The 21,013-nt window shown below is 35.5% G+C and carries 23 protein-coding genes; 22 read left to right on the forward strand and 1 reads right to left on the reverse strand.

Features of this window, described 5'->3' with window-relative positions; translation table 11 throughout:
- Nucleotides 1–6: 6 nt before the first annotated feature.
- From hepT to Q0977_RS01535, 17 genes are all read left to right on the forward strand, one after another.
- A complete protein-coding gene (hepT, locus tag Q0977_RS01455) occupies nucleotides 7–981 on the forward strand; it encodes a heptaprenyl diphosphate synthase component II (RefSeq protein ID WP_119417095.1) in 975 nt (324 codons plus the stop codon).
- An 89-nt stretch (nucleotides 982–1,070) separates the two neighbouring features.
- The gene (gene ndk / locus Q0977_RS01460) at nucleotides 1,071–1,490 is read left to right on the forward strand and encodes a nucleoside-diphosphate kinase (RefSeq protein ID WP_119417096.1); all 420 of its coding nucleotides are present in this window, start codon (nucleotides 1,071–1,073) and stop codon (nucleotides 1,488–1,490) included.
- A 223-nt stretch (nucleotides 1,491–1,713) separates the two neighbouring features.
- A complete protein-coding gene (locus Q0977_RS01465; RefSeq protein WP_119417097.1) occupies nucleotides 1,714–2,484 on the forward strand; it encodes a protein-glutamate O-methyltransferase CheR in 771 nt (256 codons plus the stop codon).
- A 223-nt stretch (nucleotides 2,485–2,707) separates the two neighbouring features.
- A complete protein-coding gene (gene aroC / locus Q0977_RS01470; protein WP_119415399.1) occupies nucleotides 2,708–3,889 on the forward strand; it encodes a chorismate synthase in 1,182 nt (393 codons plus the stop codon).
- A 2-nt stretch (nucleotides 3,890–3,891) separates the two neighbouring features.
- Nucleotides 3,892–4,986, forward strand: coding sequence for a 3-dehydroquinate synthase (gene aroB / locus Q0977_RS01475; RefSeq protein ID WP_124217843.1), 1,095 nt, complete (start codon nucleotides 3,892–3,894; stop codon nucleotides 4,984–4,986).
- Nucleotides 4,979–5,341 (forward strand): chorismate mutase, encoded by a 363-nt coding sequence (gene aroH / locus Q0977_RS01480; RefSeq protein ID WP_119415397.1) that lies wholly within the window; start codon nucleotides 4,979–4,981, stop codon nucleotides 5,339–5,341. Before aroB ends, aroH begins: the two co-directional genes overlap by 8 nt.
- A gap of 26 nt (nucleotides 5,342–5,367) precedes the next feature.
- Nucleotides 5,368–6,468 carry a histidinol-phosphate transaminase gene (gene hisC, locus Q0977_RS01485; protein ID WP_119415396.1) on the forward strand — a complete coding sequence of 367 codons (1,101 nt, stop codon included), beginning with the start codon at nucleotides 5,368–5,370 and terminating at the stop codon, nucleotides 6,466–6,468.
- A complete protein-coding gene (locus tag Q0977_RS01490) occupies nucleotides 6,465–7,565 on the forward strand; it encodes a prephenate dehydrogenase (protein WP_299509971.1) in 1,101 nt (366 codons plus the stop codon). The genes hisC and Q0977_RS01490 overlap by 4 nt, the downstream gene beginning before the upstream one ends.
- A gap of 15 nt (nucleotides 7,566–7,580) precedes the next feature.
- Nucleotides 7,581–8,870, forward strand: a complete 1,290-nt coding sequence (aroA, locus tag Q0977_RS01495) for a 3-phosphoshikimate 1-carboxyvinyltransferase (RefSeq protein ID WP_119415394.1) — start codon at nucleotides 7,581–7,583, stop codon at nucleotides 8,868–8,870.
- A 168-nt stretch (nucleotides 8,871–9,038) separates the two neighbouring features.
- The gene (locus tag Q0977_RS01500; protein ID WP_299509973.1) at nucleotides 9,039–10,325 is read left to right on the forward strand and encodes a tetratricopeptide repeat protein; all 1,287 of its coding nucleotides are present in this window, start codon (nucleotides 9,039–9,041) and stop codon (nucleotides 10,323–10,325) included.
- A 17-nt stretch (nucleotides 10,326–10,342) separates the two neighbouring features.
- Nucleotides 10,343–10,894, forward strand: coding sequence for a ReoY family proteolytic degradation factor (locus Q0977_RS01505; protein ID WP_119415393.1), 552 nt, complete (start codon nucleotides 10,343–10,345; stop codon nucleotides 10,892–10,894).
- A 48-nt stretch (nucleotides 10,895–10,942) separates the two neighbouring features.
- Nucleotides 10,943–11,392 carry a DUF2487 family protein gene (locus Q0977_RS01510; protein WP_119415392.1) on the forward strand — a complete coding sequence of 150 codons (450 nt, stop codon included), beginning with the start codon at nucleotides 10,943–10,945 and terminating at the stop codon, nucleotides 11,390–11,392.
- A 165-nt stretch (nucleotides 11,393–11,557) separates the two neighbouring features.
- Nucleotides 11,558–12,061 carry a ubiquinol-cytochrome c reductase iron-sulfur subunit gene (locus Q0977_RS01515; protein ID WP_119415391.1) on the forward strand — a complete coding sequence of 168 codons (504 nt, stop codon included), beginning with the start codon at nucleotides 11,558–11,560 and terminating at the stop codon, nucleotides 12,059–12,061.
- Between the two features lie 21 nt (nucleotides 12,062–12,082).
- On the forward strand, nucleotides 12,083–12,757 hold the full coding sequence (qcrB, locus tag Q0977_RS01520) for a menaquinol-cytochrome c reductase cytochrome b subunit (protein ID WP_119415390.1): 675 nt from the start codon (nucleotides 12,083–12,085) through the stop codon (nucleotides 12,755–12,757).
- Nucleotides 12,758–12,805: 48 nt separating this feature from the next.
- A complete protein-coding gene (locus tag Q0977_RS01525; RefSeq protein WP_119415389.1) occupies nucleotides 12,806–13,573 on the forward strand; it encodes a menaquinol-cytochrome c reductase cytochrome b/c subunit in 768 nt (255 codons plus the stop codon).
- 108 nt (nucleotides 13,574–13,681) lie between these two features.
- On the forward strand, nucleotides 13,682–14,293 hold the full coding sequence (locus Q0977_RS01530; protein WP_119415388.1) for a DUF1405 domain-containing protein: 612 nt from the start codon (nucleotides 13,682–13,684) through the stop codon (nucleotides 14,291–14,293).
- 35 nt (nucleotides 14,294–14,328) lie between these two features.
- The gene (locus Q0977_RS01535; RefSeq protein ID WP_367269414.1) at nucleotides 14,329–15,021 is read left to right on the forward strand and encodes a zinc metallopeptidase; all 693 of its coding nucleotides are present in this window, start codon (nucleotides 14,329–14,331) and stop codon (nucleotides 15,019–15,021) included.
- A gap of 75 nt (nucleotides 15,022–15,096) precedes the next feature.
- Here Q0977_RS01535 and Q0977_RS01540 read toward each other — a convergent pair whose 3' ends face one another.
- A complete protein-coding gene (locus Q0977_RS01540; RefSeq protein ID WP_299509978.1) occupies nucleotides 15,097–15,963 on the reverse strand; it encodes a YitT family protein in 867 nt (288 codons plus the stop codon).
- Nucleotides 15,964–16,283: 320 nt separating this feature from the next.
- Here Q0977_RS01540 and dapB point away from each other — a divergent pair, with 320 nt between their 5' ends.
- From dapB to Q0977_RS01565, 5 genes are read left to right on the forward strand one after another with little or no spacing between them, the layout of a single operon-like run.
- Nucleotides 16,284–17,081 carry a 4-hydroxy-tetrahydrodipicolinate reductase gene (gene dapB, locus Q0977_RS01545; RefSeq protein ID WP_119415386.1) on the forward strand — a complete coding sequence of 266 codons (798 nt, stop codon included), beginning with the start codon at nucleotides 16,284–16,286 and terminating at the stop codon, nucleotides 17,079–17,081.
- 17 nt (nucleotides 17,082–17,098) lie between these two features.
- A complete protein-coding gene (mgsA, locus tag Q0977_RS01550; RefSeq protein ID WP_119415385.1) occupies nucleotides 17,099–17,503 on the forward strand; it encodes a methylglyoxal synthase in 405 nt (134 codons plus the stop codon).
- Nucleotides 17,504–17,518: 15 nt separating this feature from the next.
- A complete protein-coding gene (gene bshA, locus Q0977_RS01555; RefSeq protein ID WP_119415384.1) occupies nucleotides 17,519–18,655 on the forward strand; it encodes an N-acetyl-alpha-D-glucosaminyl L-malate synthase BshA in 1,137 nt (378 codons plus the stop codon).
- Nucleotides 18,648–19,838 (forward strand): CCA tRNA nucleotidyltransferase, encoded by a 1,191-nt coding sequence (locus tag Q0977_RS01560; RefSeq protein ID WP_299509986.1) that lies wholly within the window; start codon nucleotides 18,648–18,650, stop codon nucleotides 19,836–19,838. Before bshA ends, Q0977_RS01560 begins: the two co-directional genes overlap by 8 nt.
- The gene (locus Q0977_RS01565) at nucleotides 19,822–20,805 is read left to right on the forward strand and encodes a biotin--[acetyl-CoA-carboxylase] ligase (protein ID WP_119415382.1); all 984 of its coding nucleotides are present in this window, start codon (nucleotides 19,822–19,824) and stop codon (nucleotides 20,803–20,805) included. The genes Q0977_RS01560 and Q0977_RS01565 overlap by 17 nt, the downstream gene beginning before the upstream one ends.
- The last annotated feature ends 208 nt before the right edge of the window (nucleotides 20,806–21,013 follow it).

Raw genomic sequence — 21,013 nt, forward strand, 5'->3', positions numbered from 1 at the left:
AAACGCGTGGAAAAGATGAAGTTAAAACTTCTTTATGCCGATTTACAATCAGACATAAGGATCATCGAAAAAGAATTAGAAAAAGCGCTGGATTCATCTTCACACTATTTGAATGATGCCTCTCTCCATTTGCTTAAAGCTGGTGGAAAACGAATAAGGCCTGTTTTTGTTTTGCTTGGCGCTAAATTTGGTCAATATGATATTCATCATATAAAAAATGTGGCTGTACCTCTTGAATTAGTCCATATGGCTTCCCTTGTTCATGATGACGTCATTGATGATTCTGAACTTCGTAGAGGGCGCCCTACTGTTAAAGCTCAGTGGAATAATCGTGTAGCGATGTATACTGGGGATTTTATCTTTGCGAAAGCATTAGAATATATTACAAAAATTGAAAGCCAAAAAGCAAATGAGATTTTATCTAAAACAATGGTTGAGATTTGTATAGGTGAGATTATTCAAATTGAAGATAAATTGCATATAGAGCAAAATATCCGAGACTATTTTAGACGAATAAAAAGGAAAACTGCGTTGTTAATTTCATCTAGTTGTCATCTAGGAGCAATTGCTTCAGGTTGTGACGAAAAAGTGGCAAATCATTTAAAACGATTTGGCTATTATGTAGGTATGTCATTTCAAATTATAGATGATATTCTAGATTTAACAGCTTCAGATAAACAACTTGGAAAGCCTGCTGGTAGTGATCTAATGCAAGGTAATATTACACTTCCAGTTTTATTGGTTAAAGATGATTTAGAAATGCGACCTCTTATTGACAAAGCATTGGCTGGCACGATGAATGAAAATGAGAGACAAGCCTTTTTGAAAAAAATTCGTCAATCTGATGCAATAGAAGAATCCTATTATATAAGTAATTTATATTTACAAAAGGCTTTGAAAGAAGTAGATGCATTACCAAATAACTCTGCGAAAAAGTCATTAAGAGATATCGCTTTATATATGGGAAAACGTAAATTTTAATAGTTATTGTTGAACATTATGTGTTTCAATGATAATATTTTCAAGTAGGGTTTAAATCCTAGATAATCTTAAGGAGTTGTAATAGTACAATGGCTATCCAAAAAACTTTTTTAATGGTAAAACCAGATGGTGTTAAACGCCAATTAGTAGGCGACATCGTAGATCGTTTCGAACGCAAAGGATTTGTTCTTAAAGGAGCAAAACTTATGCAAATTTCTCAAGAACTTGCTGAAAAACACTATGCAGAACATGCAGAAAGACCATTCTTCGGTGAATTAGTAGAATTCATCACTTCTGGTCCAGTATTTGCAATGGTATGGGAAGGCGAAAATGTAATCTCTGTTGCTCGTCTTATGATGGGTGCTACTAACCCTGCAGAATCTGCACCAGGAACAATCCGTGGTGACTACTCAACAACAGTATCTCACAACGTTATTCACGGTTCTGATTCACTAGCTTCAGCAGAACGTGAAATTGGCTTATTCTTCAAAGAAGAAGAATTACACTAGTTTTCACTAGTATAAAAGAAGAGAAAACTGTTCATTTAACGATGGACAGTTTTTTTATTTTCTTTAATATTTATAAACTTATAAAAAATGTAAGCTATTCAATAAACACAACTGAAACAATACTAATGACTGAAATATTGTAAAACTCTCGATTTCTTCTATTTAAGATTTATTTCTAATCCGGTATAATAGACATAGGACTAAAGAGAGGGAAGATGCTCAAATGACTGATTACGAAGAATTCATTGCAAATATTAAGCGTAAAACGGGCATTGATTTAGCTTTATATAAAGAAGCACAGATGAAAAGACGGTTAACTTCTCTTTATGAAAAAAGAGGATTTAAAAGTTTTAAAGACTTTTTTATGGGAATTGAAAGAGATCAAAAACTTCTTGATGAGTTCTTAGATAGGATGACAATTAATGTATCTGAATTTTATCGAAATGGAAAGCGTTGGGAAGTATTGCAAAATAAAATCTTACCGAGATTATTGCAAAGTAATAAAAGGCTTAAAATCTGGAGTGCTGCATGTTCAACAGGTGAAGAACCATACTCTTTAGCTATGGTGCTTTCAAATTACTTACCATTATCTCAAATTTCAATCTTTGCCACAGATTTAGATGAAAATGCAATTGCAAAAGCAAAAGCTGGTGTTTACCCTGAACGTTCACTGGCTGAAGTACCTGCGAATATGAAGTCTAAGTATTTTGAACGAGAAGGCTCTTTTTATAAAGTAAAGGATGAGATTAAACGAACCGTTACATTTCGAAAACATAATTTATTAAATGATTCCTATGACAGTAATTACGATTTAATAGTATGTCGAAACGTTATGATCTATTTTACAGAAGAGGCTAAAGATCAAATTTATCGCAATTTTAGTAACTCCCTTCATTCGGGTGGCGTGTTATTTGTAGGTAGTACTGAACAAATTTTCAATCCAACAAGATACTCTTTTGATATAGAGGACACTTTCTTTTACAAGAAGATATAATTTTTAGTAATTCCCTTTCATTACAAAGTAAGCAAGTTTACGCTTTTCGATTAATACGAAAAGCGTTTTTTATATAAAAAGAAGAGATTTAAGTTATTTATAGAATTAAATGAAAAATTAATTGTATGATTATTTAAAAATTTCCATTACAAACTGCTTTTTTAAGTTAAAATATGTTATAGTGAAATACATATACTTTAGCGAGTTGAAGGGAGAAAGTGCTATGCGATATTTAACAGCAGGAGAATCACATGGTCCACAACTAACAACGATTATAGAAGGATTACCAGCGCAATTACCGCTAACGGCTGAGATGATCAATAAAGAATTAAAACGTCGCCAAGGTGGTCATGGAAGAGGCCGCCGTATGCAAATTGAGACAGATACGGTCGAAATTACTTCTGGTGTTCGACACGGCAAAACATTAGGATCTCCAATTGCTCTAGTTGTAAAAAATGATGATTGGAAACACTGGACAAAAATCATGGGGGCTGAACCTCTGCCAGATGATGTGAATCCAGATGATATAAAAAGAAAAATTACAAGACCTCGTCCAGGACACGCTGATTTAGTAGGTGGTATGAAATATGGACATCGTGATTTGCGGAATGTTCTTGAACGTTCTTCTGCTAGAGAAACAACCGTTAGGGTTGCAGTTGGTGCAGTAGCAAAAGCTTTGTTAAGTGAGTTAGGAATTCACATCGTTTCACATGTTACGGAAATTGGTGGCGTCATTGCAGACCCCAATAAGATTGCCCAAAAGTCTGTAGATGAGATTAGAGCAATAATTGAAGAGGATCCATGTTATTGTGCAGACAAAATTGCTTCTACAAAAATGGTAGAAGCGATTGATGAAGCAAAGAAAGCTGGCGATTCTATTGGTGGAGTTGTCGAAGTCATTGTAGAAGGATTACCAGCAGGAATCGGCTCTTATGTACAATATGATCGAAAATTAGATGCAAAATTAGCTGCAGCTATGTTAAGTATTAATGCGTTTAAAGGTGTTGAATTTGGATTAGGCTTTGAAATGGCACATTTAAAAGGCAGTGAAGTGCATGATGAGATTTTATGGTCAGAAGAGAATGGATATACAAGACGTACTAATCGTTTAGGTGGTCTAGAAGGCGGTATGTCAACAGGTATGCCAATTATTGTTCGAGGTGTTATGAAACCAATCCCGACTTTATATAAGCCGTTACAAAGTGTTGATATTGATACAAAAGAACCGTTTAAAGCTAGTGTTGAGCGTTCTGATAGTTGCGCAGTACCAGCGGCTTCTGTTGTAGCAGAACATGTTATTGCTTTTGAAATCGCAAAAGCCATTGTAGAACAATTCCATAGTGATCAAATTGAACAACTAAAAGCACAAATTGATGCTATGAAATTATATACGAAGGAGTTTTAAGAATGAATATTCCTGTTAAAGCACAATCACATGCTTATGAAGTACAAATTGGTAGCGGTAATTTTACAAAAGCTGTTCAGTCATTTGAAGGGGACATAGCTAAAGCAGATCAATTGATTGTTTTTACGGATGAACATATTTGGAAAATCTACGAAGAGAAATTCACACGAGAATTTCCATATACATTCAAAGTTTTTGTTTTACCAGGTGGAGAAGCATGTAAAACATTTGAAAATTATTTTGCTGCCCAAACCTTTTTACTCGAACAAAAGTGTACGCGAAAATCATTTCTATTTGCATTTGGTGGAGGAGCGGTAGGCGATTTAACAGGATTTGTTGCAGCTACCTTTATGAGAGGAATTCCGTTCATCCAATTACCAACAACTATTCTAGCTCACGATAGTGCAGTCGGTGGTAAAACAGCCATAAACCATCCATTAGGAAAGAATATGATTGGCGCTTTCTATCAACCTAAAGGAGTCATTTTTGATATTGACTTTCTAGAAAGTTTACCGAAGCGTGAAATTCGTTCTGGTATGGCAGAAGTGATTAAACATGCATTAATTTCTGATGAAAAATGGTTGCAACAATTGATGGAAACAACTTCTATTTTGTCATTATCTAAGGATCAATTAGAGAACAATCTAGAGCAAGGAATACGTGTTAAGGCATCCATTGTAGAACAAGATGAGGAAGAACATTCAGTTCGAAAGTTTTTGAACTTTGGTCATACATATGGTCATGCAATAGAAGCTGCTTCAGGGTTTGGAAGGGTTGCACATGGAGAAGCGGTTATGATTGGTATGGTATATGCGCTTCTTCTTAGCGAGCGATATGGAGAAATTTCACGTGCATTCACGATCGAATTTTTACAATTCGCTTTACGTAACGGCTATCCGTTTGAGGCTGTAGCAAACTTTACCTTTGATGAATTATTAGGTTATTTGATGAAAGATAAAAAGGCAGAATATGGTGAATTGCAATTTGTCTTATTACAAAAAGTAGGCCAACCATTTGTTCAAAAAATATCTCAACAAGAATGTCGTGAAATAGATCACGTTTTAAGAGGATTGCTAGAGGAGGTTGCTTATGATTAGAGGCGTAAGAGGTGCAGTAACAATTGAGTATGACGATGCCCAACTGGTTTTGCAGGAAACTGCTCATTTAATGCGTGAAATAATTATAGCTAATAATATTAAGCCAGAAAATGTTGCTTCAGTAATTGTTTCAACAACACCAGATATTGTATCAGCCTTTCCAGCGAAAGCAGTTCGTACGATAGAAAACTGGAATTATGTCCCTGTTATGTGTATGCATGAGATGAATGTTCCAGAGGCATTACCGCTGTGTATTCGTGTATTGGTACATGTCAATACGGAAGTTGAACAAGAAAAAATACAGCATATATATTTAAATGATGCAGTTAAGTTACGACCAGATTTAGCGAAATAAATGTTACCGAAAAGAGGAGATTTTTTATGAAATGGAAAGAACAGATTAACGGCATGAAAGCTTACCAACCAGGTAAATCAATTGATGCTGTAAAAAGAGAATTTGGATTAAATGAAATTGTAAAATTAGCTTCAAATGAAAATCCATTTGGCTGTTCCCCAAAAGTACATGAATTTTTAGCCAACGAATCTTTTAACTTTGCTTTATATCCAGATGGTTATGCTACAGATATGCGTGAAGCTGTTGCAAAACATCTCGGTGTTTCAGGGGATGAACTTATTTTCGGTAACGGTTCAGATGAACTAATTAGTATTATTACACGAGCGCTTTTACACCCAGGTGTAAATACTGTAATGGGCAAACCAACCTTTTCTCAATATGCTCTAAATGCACGAATCGAAGGTGCAGAAATACGAGAAGTCCCATTAAAAGATGGTAATCATGATTTAGATGCGATGCTTCAAGAGATTGATGAAAATACCGCTGTTGTATGGGTATGTAGCCCAAATAATCCTACAGGAGTGGTAGTTGAAGATGCACCTTTAAAAGCATTTTTAGATCAAGTACCAAAAGATGTTTTAGTAGTATTAGACGAAGCTTATTTCGAATATGTTACAAACGATAAACACAAGGATACAATTCCATATATAAAGGATTATTCAAATGTTATTATTTTACGCACTTTCTCAAAGGCATATGGTCTAGCTGCATTCCGAGTAGGATATGGTATTGCTAATAAAGATTTAATCGCAAAACTTGATCCAGTAAGAGGACCATTTAATAACACAGTTTTAAGTCAAGCTGTTATTCAAGTTGCGTTAAAAGACCAAGAATATATTGAAAAATGTCGTGTTGAAAATACTAAAGGAAAAGAACAGATTGAGGCATATTGTGATGAGCGACACTTACAATATTATCCAACTGATACGAATTTTATTTTAATGGAAGTGAAAATGGATAGTGATGTTGTATTCCAAAAATTAATGCAACGTGGGTTTATAATTCGTAGTGGTAATGCACTTGGAACACCAGGGTATATTCGTGTCACAATTGGAACACAAGCACAAAACGCAGGTTTACTAGCACAGTTAACAGCAGTATTAGAAGAAGAAGGCGTCTTTGCTTGAAGCAAACAGTCCTTGTCGTAGGGCTAGGCTTAATAGGTGGTTCAATTGCTCTAGCTCTCCAAAAATCGCCGAATATTCGCGTGATTGGATTTGATGTAAATGAAAATACTCTTCAAAGTGCTAAAGTGTTAGGCGTTGTGCAAGATGTAACGAAACAACCAGAAGTGGCTGTGAAAAATGTTGATATACTGCTTTTTGCCACACCTGTGAATGCAACAATTGAGTGGATGGAAAAACTAAAGGATTGGGATTTACCAGAGAAACTAATTATTACAGATACAGGAAGTACAAAATCATTAATAATGGAAAAAGCACTTGAGTTAAAAGACTTAGGTATTACATTTATCGGAGGTCATCCGATGGCAGGTTCTCATAAAAGTGGAGTACTTGCTGCAAAACCATATCTTTTTGAAAATGCTTATTATATGTTGACACCACTAGCTGATGAAGATGAAAGTAATGTCCAACAATTAAAAGATGTTTTACAATATACACGTGCAAAACTAACAACAGTATTAGCGGATACTCATGATCAAATGACGTCTGTTGTAAGTCATTTTCCACATATTGTAGCAGCATCGTTAGTACATATGTTGGCTAATGAGAGTAAAGAAAATTCGTTGACAAAGCTTTTAGCAGCAGGTGGGTTTAGAGATATTACAAGGGTTGCATCATCCAATCCGATATTATGGCGTGACATTACATTGCAAAATCGTAAACAAATCGCAAACCAACTTGCAAATTGGCAGCAAGAAATGTCTAGAGTTCAAACATTGCTTGAAAATGGTGATAATCAGCAAATTGAAACATTTTTCGCAAAGGCAAAGCATTTTAGGGACGATCTTCCGAGCACATCGCAGGGGGCACTTTATTCTACCTATGATTTATATATAGATGTCCCGGATTACCCAGGTAGTATTGCTGAAATCACTGCTTATTTAGCTGATGAGCGAATTAGTATTACGAATATACGAATTGTAGAAACGCGTGAGGATGTTTTCGGAATATTGGTTGTTAGTTTCCAAAATGCAGATGATAGGGAAAAGGCGGCAGCTTGTATTGAAAAACGTAGCCCCTATGAGGTATATATATCCTAAAGGAGGTAGCAAATCATGGTAGAAGCAAGACTGAATTTTAAAAAGCCTGTGCTTAAAGGCAATATAAAAGTTCCAGGAGATAAATCCATTTCACATAGGGCTATTATGTTCGGAAGTATTGCAGAGGGCAAAACAACTGTGAGTGGCTTCTTATTGGGTGATGATTGTTTAAGTACGATAGAGTGCTTTAGAAAATTAGGTGTCAATATTGAGCTAGATGGCACAGATGTAGAGATTAATAGTAGAGGGATTATTAATTGGGAAGAACCTACAGATATATTGTATACAGGTAATTCCGGCACAACTACTCGTTTAATGCTTGGTCTACTATCAGGCTCTAATATACATTCTATTCTAAATGGAGATGCTTCAATCGCTAAAAGACCGATGAAACGTGTGATTACACCACTTCGAGAAATGGGTGCTCAAATTACAGGAAGAATGGACGGTCAATATACACCATTAGCGATAAAAGGTAGTCCGTTACACGCTATTGAATACACGATGCCAGTAGCTAGCGCTCAAGTAAAATCAGCTATCTTACTTGCAGGCATACAGGCAAAAGGAACGACAATTATCCATGAAAAAGACATATCAAGAGATCACACTGAAAGAATGCTTCGCCAGTTTGGCGCAGACGTTTCTGTCGAAGAAGGAACGATTTTCTTTAAAGGTGGTCAAACTTTACAAGCAACTCATGTAGAGGTACCAGGTGATATATCGTCTGCAGCATTCTTTTTAGTTGCGGGTGCAATGGCTGAAAATAGTGAAATAATTTTGCGCAATGTCGGTTTTAATCCTTCAAGAACAGGAATTATAGATGTACTAGCTGCTATGGGTGCTAATATGGAAATCATTGTAGATGACGAAGATGCTGCGGAACCTATAGCGACTATTACAATCAGAACATCAGATTTAGTAGGTGTCACTATAGATGGAAATATTATTCCTCGATTAATCGATGAGATTCCGATTATCGCTCTGCTTGCAACAAAAGCAAAAGGAACGACAATTATTCGAGATGCAGCTGAGCTAAAAGTAAAAGAGACGGATCGAATTACAGCTGTTGTTACTGAATTGAAAAAATTAGGCGCTGATATTGAGGCTACAGAAGATGGCATGATTATTCACGGCTCTAAAGAACTACATGGTGGATCACTAAAAACGTATGGCGATCATCGAATTGGCATGATGGGTGCAATTGCGTCATTATTAATAGATGATGAAGTGACATTAGATGATGCTGACTGTATTGCGGTATCTTATCCTACATTCTTTGACGATATAAATAAGCTTATAAAATAGTAAAATTCCCAAAAAGCTCTCCTATATTAGGAGAGTTTTTCCTTGTATACAAAGCAGTAGTCATGTAGCATAATGTTAAAAGCAAAGTTGACCATTATGGAGTTAGCCTAAAGTATGGAAACTATTACAGTTTTTTTAGCTACTCGTAAAAGTTGATGTAGCCGATATATGAAGGTATTAAAAGTAGGATTAGGTGACAAAATGGAAATTCAAAAAAAAATGATTGATGCAATTCAAAAAGGAGACCTAGAGGGAATCCATAATTTGCTTGAAGATTTTAAAGTTCAAGTAGATCCAGACATGCAATATGAAGTAGTAGGTTTTCTGATGAATTTTGGCTTTTTAGATGAAGCTGATGAATTATTAGAGCACTTGCAATACTTATTTCCAGATGAGGCTCAACTGAAAATTGATCGTGCCACATTATTAATGGAACGAGAACAAGGGGATGCAGCATTAAACATTCTGATGGAAATTAGCCCAGAGGCAGAAGAATATCCACAAGCTTTACTTGCATTAGCAGATTACTATCAAATGCAGGGGTTATATGAAGCATCAGAGCAGCGTATAAATGAAGCATTAGATTTATTGCCAAATGAACCATTATTGCATTTTGCAAAAGCAGAGTTACTAATGGAAATGGGACGCTTTACTGAAGCAGCTCGTATATATCATGAATTGTATGAGGAACAAAGCGAAATTGCAGGAGTAAGATTAGTTGAGCGATTAGCTGAAGTACATCGTGCAGGCGCAGCATTTGAAGAGGCTCTAACGTTTTATATAAAAGCATTGGAAGATAATACTTCTCCTGATTTATTATTTGGAGCAGCTTATTCTGCATTCCAATCACAAATGTATGAAACTGCAATACGTTATGCGGAAGATTTGAAAACACTTGACCCAGATTATTTCTCTGCATATTTATTATTAGCTCAAAGTTATGCAATGCTTGAAAACAATAAAAAAGCATTAGAAGTAATTACAGAAGGTATATCTCGTGATGAATATGATAAAGAGTTGTATTTATTTGCAGGGAAGATGGCGCTTAAAAACAGTTTACCAAAAGAAGCTGAACAGTATTTACGACAAGCAATTGCATTAGATAGTGAATATATGGAAGCGATAATTACCCTAGTTTCTATTCTTTCTAAAGAAGAAAGAGATGAAGAAGTGGTTGAGCTCATTGAAAATTTAGAGAAGGAAAGTTTCGATTGGCCTACATTATCTATGTTCGCAGCCATCTCTTTCGATCGATTAGAAAATTATGAACGTGCATATGATTTTTATCAATTAGCATATAATGACCATAAGGAAGATCCATTATTCCTTGAAAAATATGCTTACTTCCTAATTGAAGATGGTAAACGAAATGAAGCAAAAGAAGTGGTAAATCAATTAATTGCTATTCAACTAGATGAACCTACTTGGCAAGATCTTTTACAAACTTTTGAATGAGAGGAGGCTCATACAAAATGACCGCATCCGTTTCTGTCTTGGACAAAAAAGAATTTGTCCGTTGGTTTTTAAAAAAGTACCAAATGAAACGTCGTGAGTGCGTATGGATTTTGAATTATCTGCTTGGTCATGATGAATTATTAGAGCATATTCATTTTGTAGAAGAAGCACATTACTGCCCACGAGCAATGGTTATGTCAACTACTGATTCATCTGGCATACCGTTTCGCTTCTATAGAGGTAATATAATGACAGCAGATGCGGAAAAATCCTTCCATGATTTAAGGCTTCATCCAGATGAAGCTATGTATATTCAATTGAATTTCCCAAAGGTTCCGCCAAGTAGAGAGTATTTAACCGTATTAGAGGAAAATCCATACATGCCTAATTATTTGCAAATTAGTGAGTCGGATCGACAGCTTGCAGAGGAAATTTTAAAAGATAGTATGAAAACATTCCAAGAAGAAGCAATATTAAAACAGATTGATGAAGCGTTAGATCAAAATGACAAAGAGAAGTTTTACAAGTTATCTGCATTACTTAATGTTATAAAAAATGTGGAAAAATAAAAAACTTCATCCATCATTGGATGAAGTTTTACTTTTGGAGGAATAGATATGTTTTGGACAAGCAAAGACATTGAAGAATTTTTAAAACAAAAAGAGTTTATCGATACAGCATTAGTTCCATTAGTTTTATTAGAAGGAAAAGATTTAGGTATAAAACAGAGTGCTTCTGGGGCAGAATTCTTAATGTCATTGACTAACTTTATTGAACAACAATTTAAAGGGCGTATTGTTTTAACTTCACCGATTACATACACAAAAGTAATGTCGAAAGAATCTTTAATCAGCTCAATTCAAGAGGAACTATTGGAAGCTGGTTTTAAATATATTTTCTTCATCACGTCTGATCATGATTGGACCCAATTTGTGATAAATTACGACATTATTTGGCTTCCTTCTATTCCATTGGGTGATATGGATCAAAAAGTTAAACAATCAGTACTTAGTGATCAGTTAAGACAAGTTATACCAATGCTATCTCAAAAGTGGGCAAAACAATAAATCTAGATTGAATGCAGATTCAATAAATGTTCACAAATGTGTATAAAACACTTGAATGCGTTATTGACCTTACATTTTACTTGATATATCATAGATATGTCCTAGTATTACTATTTTGTATAAGTTTGTCCGTTGGACTGACCTGAAGTTAGAGGGGGGAAAAGAATGAGTAACAATCGTGTCACAAGACGTCAATTTTTAAACTACACACTTACAGGTGTTGGTGGCTTCATGGCAGCTGGTATGTTAATGCCGATGGCTCGCTTTGCAGTTGATCCAATTCTTCAAAAGAAAGCAGGCGGAGACTTTGTACCTACTGACAAAAAAGTCTCAGAACTTTCAGAAACTCCTGTAAAAGTAGATTTCACATTCGAACAAGTTGACGCTTGGTACAAATCTGATGTTACAAACACAGCGTGGGTTTATAAAGATGGCGATAAAATTGTCGCACTTTCACCTGTATGTAAACATTTAGGCTGTACAGTAAACTGGGCTGGTGATACAGCACACAAAAACCAATTCTACTGCCCATGTCACGGTGGCCGTTATGAGAAAAACGGTAAAAACGTGGCAGGTACACCACCACTTGGTCCGTTAGACGAGTTTGAAGTAAAAGAAAAAGACGGTCTATTATTGATCGGAAAAACAAGAGCAAATACTTTAGTATAATTGTAAGGGGGTACGACATCAGTGCTTAATAAAATCTATGATTGGGTCGATGAACGCTTAGATATTACACCGATTTGGCGTGATATAGCCGACCATGAAGTTCCAGAGCACGTAAACCCTGCACACCATTTCTCTGCATTCGTATATTGTTTCGGCGGGTTAACGTTCTTCGTTACTGTTATTCAAATTTTATCAGGTATGTTCTTAACAATGTACTATGTACCAGATATTGAAAATGCATGGAAGTCTGTTTACTACCTTCAAAATGAGGTAGCATTCGGTGAAATCGTGCGTGGTATGCACCACTGGGGCGCTTCCCTCGTAATTGTCATGATGTTCCTTCATACATTACGTGTATTCTTCACAGGTTCTTATAAAAAACCTCGTGAGTTAAACTGGATTGTTGGGGTACTAATTTTCTGTGTAATGTTAGGCCTTGGCTTTACAGGTTACCTACTACCATGGGACATGAAAGCATTGTTTGCAACAAAAGTAGGTATTCAAATTGCAGCATCAGTTCCTTTTATCGGTGAAGCAATCAAAATCCTTTTAGCTGGTGATTCAACAATCATCGGTGCACAAACATTAACTAGATTCTTTGCGATTCATGTATTCTTCTTACCAGCATGCTTACTTGCATTGCTTGCTGCTCACTTTATCATGATTCGTAGACAAGGGATATCTGGCCCATTGTAGTATTTACTACATATTTAGCCATTAATATTTCCTTAAGGAGGGGACAAAATGCATAAAGGAAAAGGAATGAAATTCGTAGGAGATACGCGAGTACCTAAAAAAGATAACAAAAACGTATATCCACCAGATTATTCCGAATATCCTGGTAAAACAGAACCATTCTGGCCAGACTTCTTATTAAAAGAATGGATGGTTGGTGCTGTATTCTTAGTTGGTTATCTAATTTTAACAGTTGCTCATCCATCTCCATTAGAAGGACAAGCAGATCCAACAAACACAAGCTATATTCCAATGCCGGACTGGTATTTCTTATTCTTATATCAATTGCTTAAATACGAATATGCTTCAGGTCCTTACAATACTATTGGTGCAATCGTTGTTCCAGCAATTGCGATTGGTGCTTTAATGTTAGCGCCATTCTTAGATAGAGGTCCTGAACGTAAACCTTTAAAACGACCATTGCCAGTAGCATTTATGCTATTAGCACTTGCCTCAATGGTATTCTTAACTTGGGAATCAGTTGTTAACCATGACTGGGCTGCAGCTAAGAAACAAGGTGAAATTGTTAAAGCTGTTGAAATTGACCAAGAAGATCCAGGTTATAAAGTATACGCTAAACAATCATGTATTAACTGCCATGGAGATAAACTTCAAGGTGGTGCAGGTCCTGCATTAACAGATACAGGCTTATCACCTGAAGAGATTACTAAAATCGCTCATGAAGGTAAGGGCGGTATGCCAGCAGGCCAATATAAGGGATCTGATGAAGATCTTCAAAAATTAGCTGAATTTATATCTGGTTTAAAAGCTGAATAATAGCTAGAAAGAAGAGTCAGGAAACTGACTCTTTTTTTCTATATACATAGACGAACCCTAGCAAAAAAGGTTATAACATAATTAGAATATTTTATCGAGGGGGTACCAATGAATAACTTATTTTCTCAAGTGTGGCAGATACTATCCCATAGGGCTTTTCTGTGGCTACTATTAACTGTCAATATTTTAGGAACAATTGGCGGATATATCTGGTATGGTGGACAATTATCTATAACAAGACCTCTTTTTTATATATTTGTTCCAGATAGTCCAACCGCTACTTTATTTTTTTCGATAGCTGTAATTGGATGGCTTTTAGGAAAAAATTGGCGCGTTATAGAAGCACTTGCACTTATTACTTTAGTGAAATATGGATTATGGGCTGTCGTTATGAACTTATTAGCAATCATAGAAATAGGTTCTATTGGTTTTCTTGGTTGGATGCTTGTTGTTTCTCATTTGGCAATGGCTATACAAGGAATTTTATATATACCTATGTACGATATTAAACTAACTCAAGTTAGTATTGCAGCAATCTGGACACTACATAATGATGTTATAGATTATGTTTTTGGCCAAATGCCAATCTATAGTATGCTTTCTGCCTATATGTCTGAAATTGGCTATTTTACATTTTGGTTGTCTATTGCTTGCATAGCATTAGCTTATTATGTTTCACGAAAAAGGATATCATTTGCGGCTAAAAAAGTTTCCCTTTAAAATGAGAGTAAGTAAGTAATAGGAGGATGGTTTAATTGTCAATAGCGATGTATATCGTGTATTTTGCTGTACTATTGTTATTACCGCTTTATGCTCAACGAAAGGTAATGAAAACCTATAAGCGGTATGCAGAGGTAAGATCTACTTCTGGTATGACAGGGGCGGAGGTAGCTAGAACAATTTTAGATAGTAATGGGTTAAGTAATGTAAGAGTTGTAGAAACTCCTGGTGTATTATCTGATCATTATGATCCTAGGAGTAAAACAGTTGCCTTATCATCTCAAAACTATCACAATGCTTCAGTTGCTGGTACTTCTGTAGCAGCTCATGAATGCGGACACGCTATTCAACATAAAGAAGCTTATGCATTCTTAACGCTTCGTTCAAAATTAGTGCCTGCAGCGAATATTTCTTCTAATTTATCTTGGATTTTCATCATGATTGGTATGCTTAGTTCATCAATGCGCTCATTAATGCTTATAGGTATAATCCTATTAGCAATCGGTGTGTTGTTCCAAATAGTGACTTTACCAGTCGAATTTGATGCATCTAAACGTGCTCTCAATCAGGTTGTTAGCCTAGGGATTATTAGAAACGAAGAAGAATCACATGCCAGAAAAGTATTAAGTGCAGCTGCATTAACATATGTTGCAGCAGCGGCAACAGCTGTTATGGAATTAGCACGTTTGTTGTTAATATACACCGGCTTGAATAATAATGAAGATTAGTAGTTAATTTAAAAAGCAGCGTGATTGGATAACCAATCACGCTGCTTTTTCTAATAATCTGATAAAAATATTATTTTATTCAATGGGTCTTTTTTGATCGTCTAAAGTAAACCCTTCACCACTGACATCATGAACTTCAGAAACAGATATGAATGCATGTGGGTCTATTGATAGTACAATACTTTTTAATCTAAACATCTCATTTTTTGCAACGACACAATAAATGACTTCTCGATCTTCTTTTGTATAATATCCATAGCCTTTTAAAAAAGTAACACCACGATCCATTTGCTTCGCTATTCGCTCTGCAATTTCGTGATTATGATTAGAGATGATAATTGCTCCTTTTGCGGCATAAGCCCCTTCTTGTACAAAGTCAATTACTTTGGCTGTTACAAAAACACAAACTAATGTATACATAACAGAACGAGCATCTAAATAAGTTGCCCAAGATAAAATAATGACAATTGCATCGAAGATAAACATCGTTTTTCCCATTGGCCAACCGAAGAATTTATTTACAAGTCGAGCGATAATATCTACTCCACCCGTTGTTCCACCAACGCGAAAGATAATTCCAAGTCCAACTCCAAGGAAGATACCCGCAAATAATGAAACAAGGAACATGTCGTCATGCAAATCGATAGGAAATTGATAAATTTGAAAAACTTTTAAGAAGACAGATACAGAAACGGTTCCGATAATTGTATAAGCAAAAGTTTTTTTTCCGAGTATTCGCCATCCAATGATAAACATTGGTATATTTAATACTAAGTTCATAATAGCAGGGTCTAGTTTGAATACATTGTATAGGATTAATGTAATACCGTTGAATCCACCTTCACCAAGATGATTTTGTATATTAAAATGTACAAAACCAAAACTGAAAATAGCTGCCCCTAGTATAATGAATAAAGTATTTTTTATTTTAATATTTGGCATTTAGTTTCACCTCAATTTTTAGTTGTAGAGTATAATAACGTTAATGTGTAGAAAAATATTCTAGTTTGAAGTTATCAATAATTTTTGTGCTAATTGGGAATGTTTCGTGTTTAGTTAGATATGTTCCGTTTAAATAGCTTCACAAGACTATATTATCATGCATTTTTGGTATTTTGACAACAACGTTGATAGTTATTTAGGATAGGAATAGGAGTAAACAGTAATTTAAACTTAAAAATAGGTTAATTTAATGACTAAAAACTATTCATTTAAACGTAACGTTTAATCAGACATTGTTCAATATGAAAGGATGAGATATAATGACGATTCGAGTTGTAATTGCTGGACCAAGAGGGAAAATGGGACAAGAAGCGGTACATACGGTTATGAATGATGATAATATGGAATTAGTAGCAGTACTAGACCATAAAGAATTAGCCCCGAACTTAGCACAATATGAAATGTTTCCAGATGAATACGATGTACCGGTATACACAGAGTTACATACGTTGTTTGATGTTATCCAAGCAGATGTTTTTGTCGATTTAACAACCCCTAAAGTAGGGTATGAACATACAAAAACAGCGCTATTTGCTGGGGTACGACCTGTAATTGGAACAACTGGTTTTTCAGATGCTCAATTAGAAGAACTTGTGTCTCTATCTAAAACTTCTGAGGTTGGTTGTATAATTGCTCCTAATTTTGCGATTGGTGCTGTTTTAATGATGAAGTTTGCTCAAATGGCGGCAAATTATTTTTCAGATGTTGAAATTATTGAAATGCACCATAATCGAAAATTAGATGCACCATCTGGTACCGGGGTGAAAACAGCCCAATTAATTGCCCAAAGTCGTGTGAAACATAAACAAGGCCATCCAGAAGAACACGAAAATATTGCAGGTGCGAGAGGCGCTGATATAGAAGGAATGCGTATTCACAGTGTTCGATTACCAGGTCTTGTAGCACATCAACAAGTTCTCTTCGGAGGAACAGGGGAGTTATTAACTATCCGTCATGATTCATTTGATCGTAAATCTTTTATGACAGGTGTGAAATTATCGATTGAAAAAGTTATGGGATTAAAAGAATTAGTCTATGGACTTGAAAATATTTTATAGTAGAGGGGCAGAATGCTATGAAGATTGCTTTAATTGCACATGATAAGAAAAAAAGTGATATGGTGCAATTTGTAACTGCATATCGCGATATCTTGGCACAACATGAATTATATGCAACAGGAACAACAGGGCAAAGAGTTATAGATGCTACAGGGTTAAGTGTACATCGCTTCCGCTCTGGTCCATTAGGTGGAGATCAACAAATAGGCGCAATGATTGCAAATAACGACATGGATATGGTAGTTTTCTTCCGTGATCCATTAACAGCACAACCACATGAACCAGATGTGTCAGCATTAATCCGTTTAAGTGATGTATACCAAATTCCATTGGCAACAAATATGGGAACTGCAGAAGTTTTGCTAAAAGGATTAGAAAAAGGTTTTATCGATTGGCGATTAATACAAGAAAGAAGAAAATAGAAAGGTAGTGGTCGGATGAAAAAACTTAAAATCGGTATCACATGCTATCCGACCGTTGGAGGCTCTGGTGTAATGGCTACAGAGCTTGGTAAAATGATGGCAGAAAGAGGGCATGAAGTACACTTTATTACCTCTAGTATGCCATTTAGACTAAATAAAATTTATCCAACAATTTTTTATCATGAAGTCCAAGTAAACAATTATTCCGTTTTTCAATATCCGCCATATGATATTGCTTTAGCAAGTAAAATGGCAGATGTTATTCAAAGTGAAGATTTAGATTTACTGCATGTCCATTATGCTATTCCACATGCTGTTTGTGCAGCATTAGCACGTGATATGTCAGGCAAGGATGTAGGTATCGTAACTACCCTACATGGTACAGATATAACGGTTTTAGGATATGATTCATCTTTAACAAGTGCTATTCGATATGGCATTGAGAAATCAGATATTGTAACTGCTGTGTCAAACTCTTTAAAACAGCAAACTTATGATTTGATTGAAACCGATAAACCAATTGAAACCATTTATAATTTTGTGGATGAACGCGAGTATTATCCAAAAGATGGAAGTTTGTTGAAGGAAGAATTCGGTATACAAGAATATGAAAAAGTTTTAATACATGTTTCGAATTTTAGAAAAGTAAAACATGTACCGGATGTCATTCGAACATTTATAAAAGTAAGAGAAAAAATACCGGCTAAATTATTGTTGGTCGGTGATGGACCTGAGAAAAACCAAATTATGCAAGAAGTAAAAAAATGTCCATTTGCATCAGATATTTTATTTTTAGGAAAACAAGAAAATTTATCTGAGCTATATGCAATGAGTGATTTGAAGTTATTGATGTCTGAAAAAGAAGCGTTTGGTCTAGTGTTATTGGAAGCAATGGCATGTGGGGTACCAGGGATTGGAACGAATATTGGAGGAATACCTGAAGTTATACAGCATGGGGAAAATGGCTATATTGTAGAACTTGGTGATTGTGAAAAGGCAGCAGAATATGCAATAGGTCTATTATTGGATGAAGAAAAGCTTCGACAATTTAGAGAGACTGCAATTTTTACAGCGAATAATCAATTCCATTCTTCTAATATTGTGGAACAGTATGAAGCGCTCTATGAAAAGGTGGCACGAAAACATGATTGAACAAACCGCTTGGAAAGCAGCTTTTGACGTAATTGCATCACTTGAAGAGCATGGCTATGAGGCAGTTATTGTAGGTGGTGCAGTACGTGATTCTTTAAGAGGTCATCAGGCAAACGATGTAGATGTTGCGACGAATGCCGTTCCTGAAGAAGTGAAAACTGTTTTTAAGCGTACTGCTGATGTAGGAATCGCCCATGGAACAGTTCTAGTTATCCATCCACTTAGTCCTGTAGAAGTGACCACATATCGTACAGAAGGTACCTATCAAGACCATCGTCGACCAGATCAAGTCAACTTTGTGTCTTCTTTAGCGGAAGATTTAAAAAGACGTGATTTCACGATTAATGCAATGGCAATGACCGGACATCAAGAAATTATCGACTTATTTGGTGGTAAAGAGGATATTCAAAATGGTGTTATAAGAGCTGTTGGTGAACCAGTGGAACGGTTTAAAGAAGACGCATTAAGAATGCTTCGTGCCATTCGTTTTAGTTCTCAATTAGGATTTAAAATCGAGAAAGCAACATTCCAAGCAATATCAAAGCAAGCTCAGGATATCCATTTTATCGCAATTGAAAGGATAAAAGCAGAATTTGATAAAATCTTTACAAGTGAACATCCAGAAAAGGCCATCCAAAATATTCAACAATCTGGTTTAGCTAAATTTTTGCCTGGCGATTTTGATCAACAATCAGCTATATGGGAAAAGTTTAGAGCAAGTAAAGAGTCTTGGAAAGGATGGGCACTTTTTTGTCTTCTACAGCCCTCACAGGATATAGAAGTTTTGCGAGCATATAAATGCTCCAACTATGAAAAAAAACAGGTGGAAAATATTCTTATAGCTTATCAATTGTTAACTTCAACGGGATGGACAAAAAAAGATTACTTTACATTTGATATAGAAGTATTAACAATTGCTTATGAATTTTCAAGGGTTTTAGGAAAAACAGTTTTTGAACCAAAATCTAAATTAGAAATCGAACATATAAAATCAAATCTAGCAATACAGCATAAATCGGATTTAGTCATCACAGGACATGATTTGCTTAAATGGAGTAGTAAAAAAAGTGGACCATGGTTAAAGGAAACACTTGACCAAATCCTTATAGAAATTTTAGAAAATCGTTTACTGAATGAGAGACAACAGATAAAGGAATGGTATCTAAATGAGCTTACCCATTAAATATGAGCTTATCAAACGTTTAAGTGCTGCAAATGGTGATCCAATTTCAGGACAACAATTAGCAGATGACCTAAACATCTCAAGAACAGCAATCTGGAAGCATATGAAACAATTAGAGGAAGAAGGCTATAAATTTGAGTCTATCCGAAAAAAAGGATATATGATGCTATCGGCACCTGATACATTAGATCCGGCTAAAATTACAGCAGCACTTGAGACAGAACAATTCGGAAAGAAAATTATCTATGAAAAAACCCTATCTTCCACTCAAACTACAGCCCATCAACAGGCTCAAGATGGAGCACCTAATGGAACAGTGGTCATTTGTGAGGAACAAACAGAAGGCAGAGGTCGTTTAACGCGTCCTTGGAAATCACAAAGTGGTAAAGGAATTGCAATGAGTATTATTTTGCGTCCGAATGTTCCACCGTATGAAGCTCCACAATTTACATTAGTTGGTGCAGTTGCAGTCACATGTGCTATTCGGGATGTAGCTGGAATTCGTCCGGATATTAAGTGGCCTAACGATTTATTGATTAATGGTTTGAAATGTACGGGGATTTTAACAGAAATGCAAGCCGATCCAGATAGAGTTAATGCAATAATTATGGGGATTGGTATTAATGTAAACCACGATTCTCAAGATTTTGATGTAGATATTGCAAATATTGCAACGTCATTAAAAATAACTATTGGTAAGCAGATTGATCGTGCGGAACTTGTTGCGAAGATACTTTATTATTTAGAAAAATTTAGCAACCAGTATATTGCAGAAGGATTTACAAATATTAAAGCATTGTGGGAAGAATATTCCTGCACAATCGGTAGTCGCATCAAAGCAACAACTTTACGTGATGTTTTTGTTGGAAAAGCCATTGGTATAACCAATGAAGGTATTCTAAAGTTGCAACTTGATGATGGAACAATAAAAGAAATTTATTCAGCAGATATCGAACTTGAAAAATAAATATTGGCAATCGTTTTAATAATTGTTATAGTGGAATCACAGGACAGTATCTTTATAGAACTGTACCTTAGATTTGAATTTCACTATAACAAAAAAATCTGCCTTGATCTTTGAAGACAGGGACGGAAGAAAACGATTCAATGTGATTACACTACCCTTCTGTCCATTTTTAGACAGAGGGGTTTTTGTTTTCTTCCCCAAAAAGGAG

It is taken from the genome of uncultured Rummeliibacillus sp. (assembly GCF_934216135.1).
Classification (GTDB): domain Bacteria; phylum Bacillota; class Bacilli; order Bacillales_A; family Planococcaceae; genus Rummeliibacillus.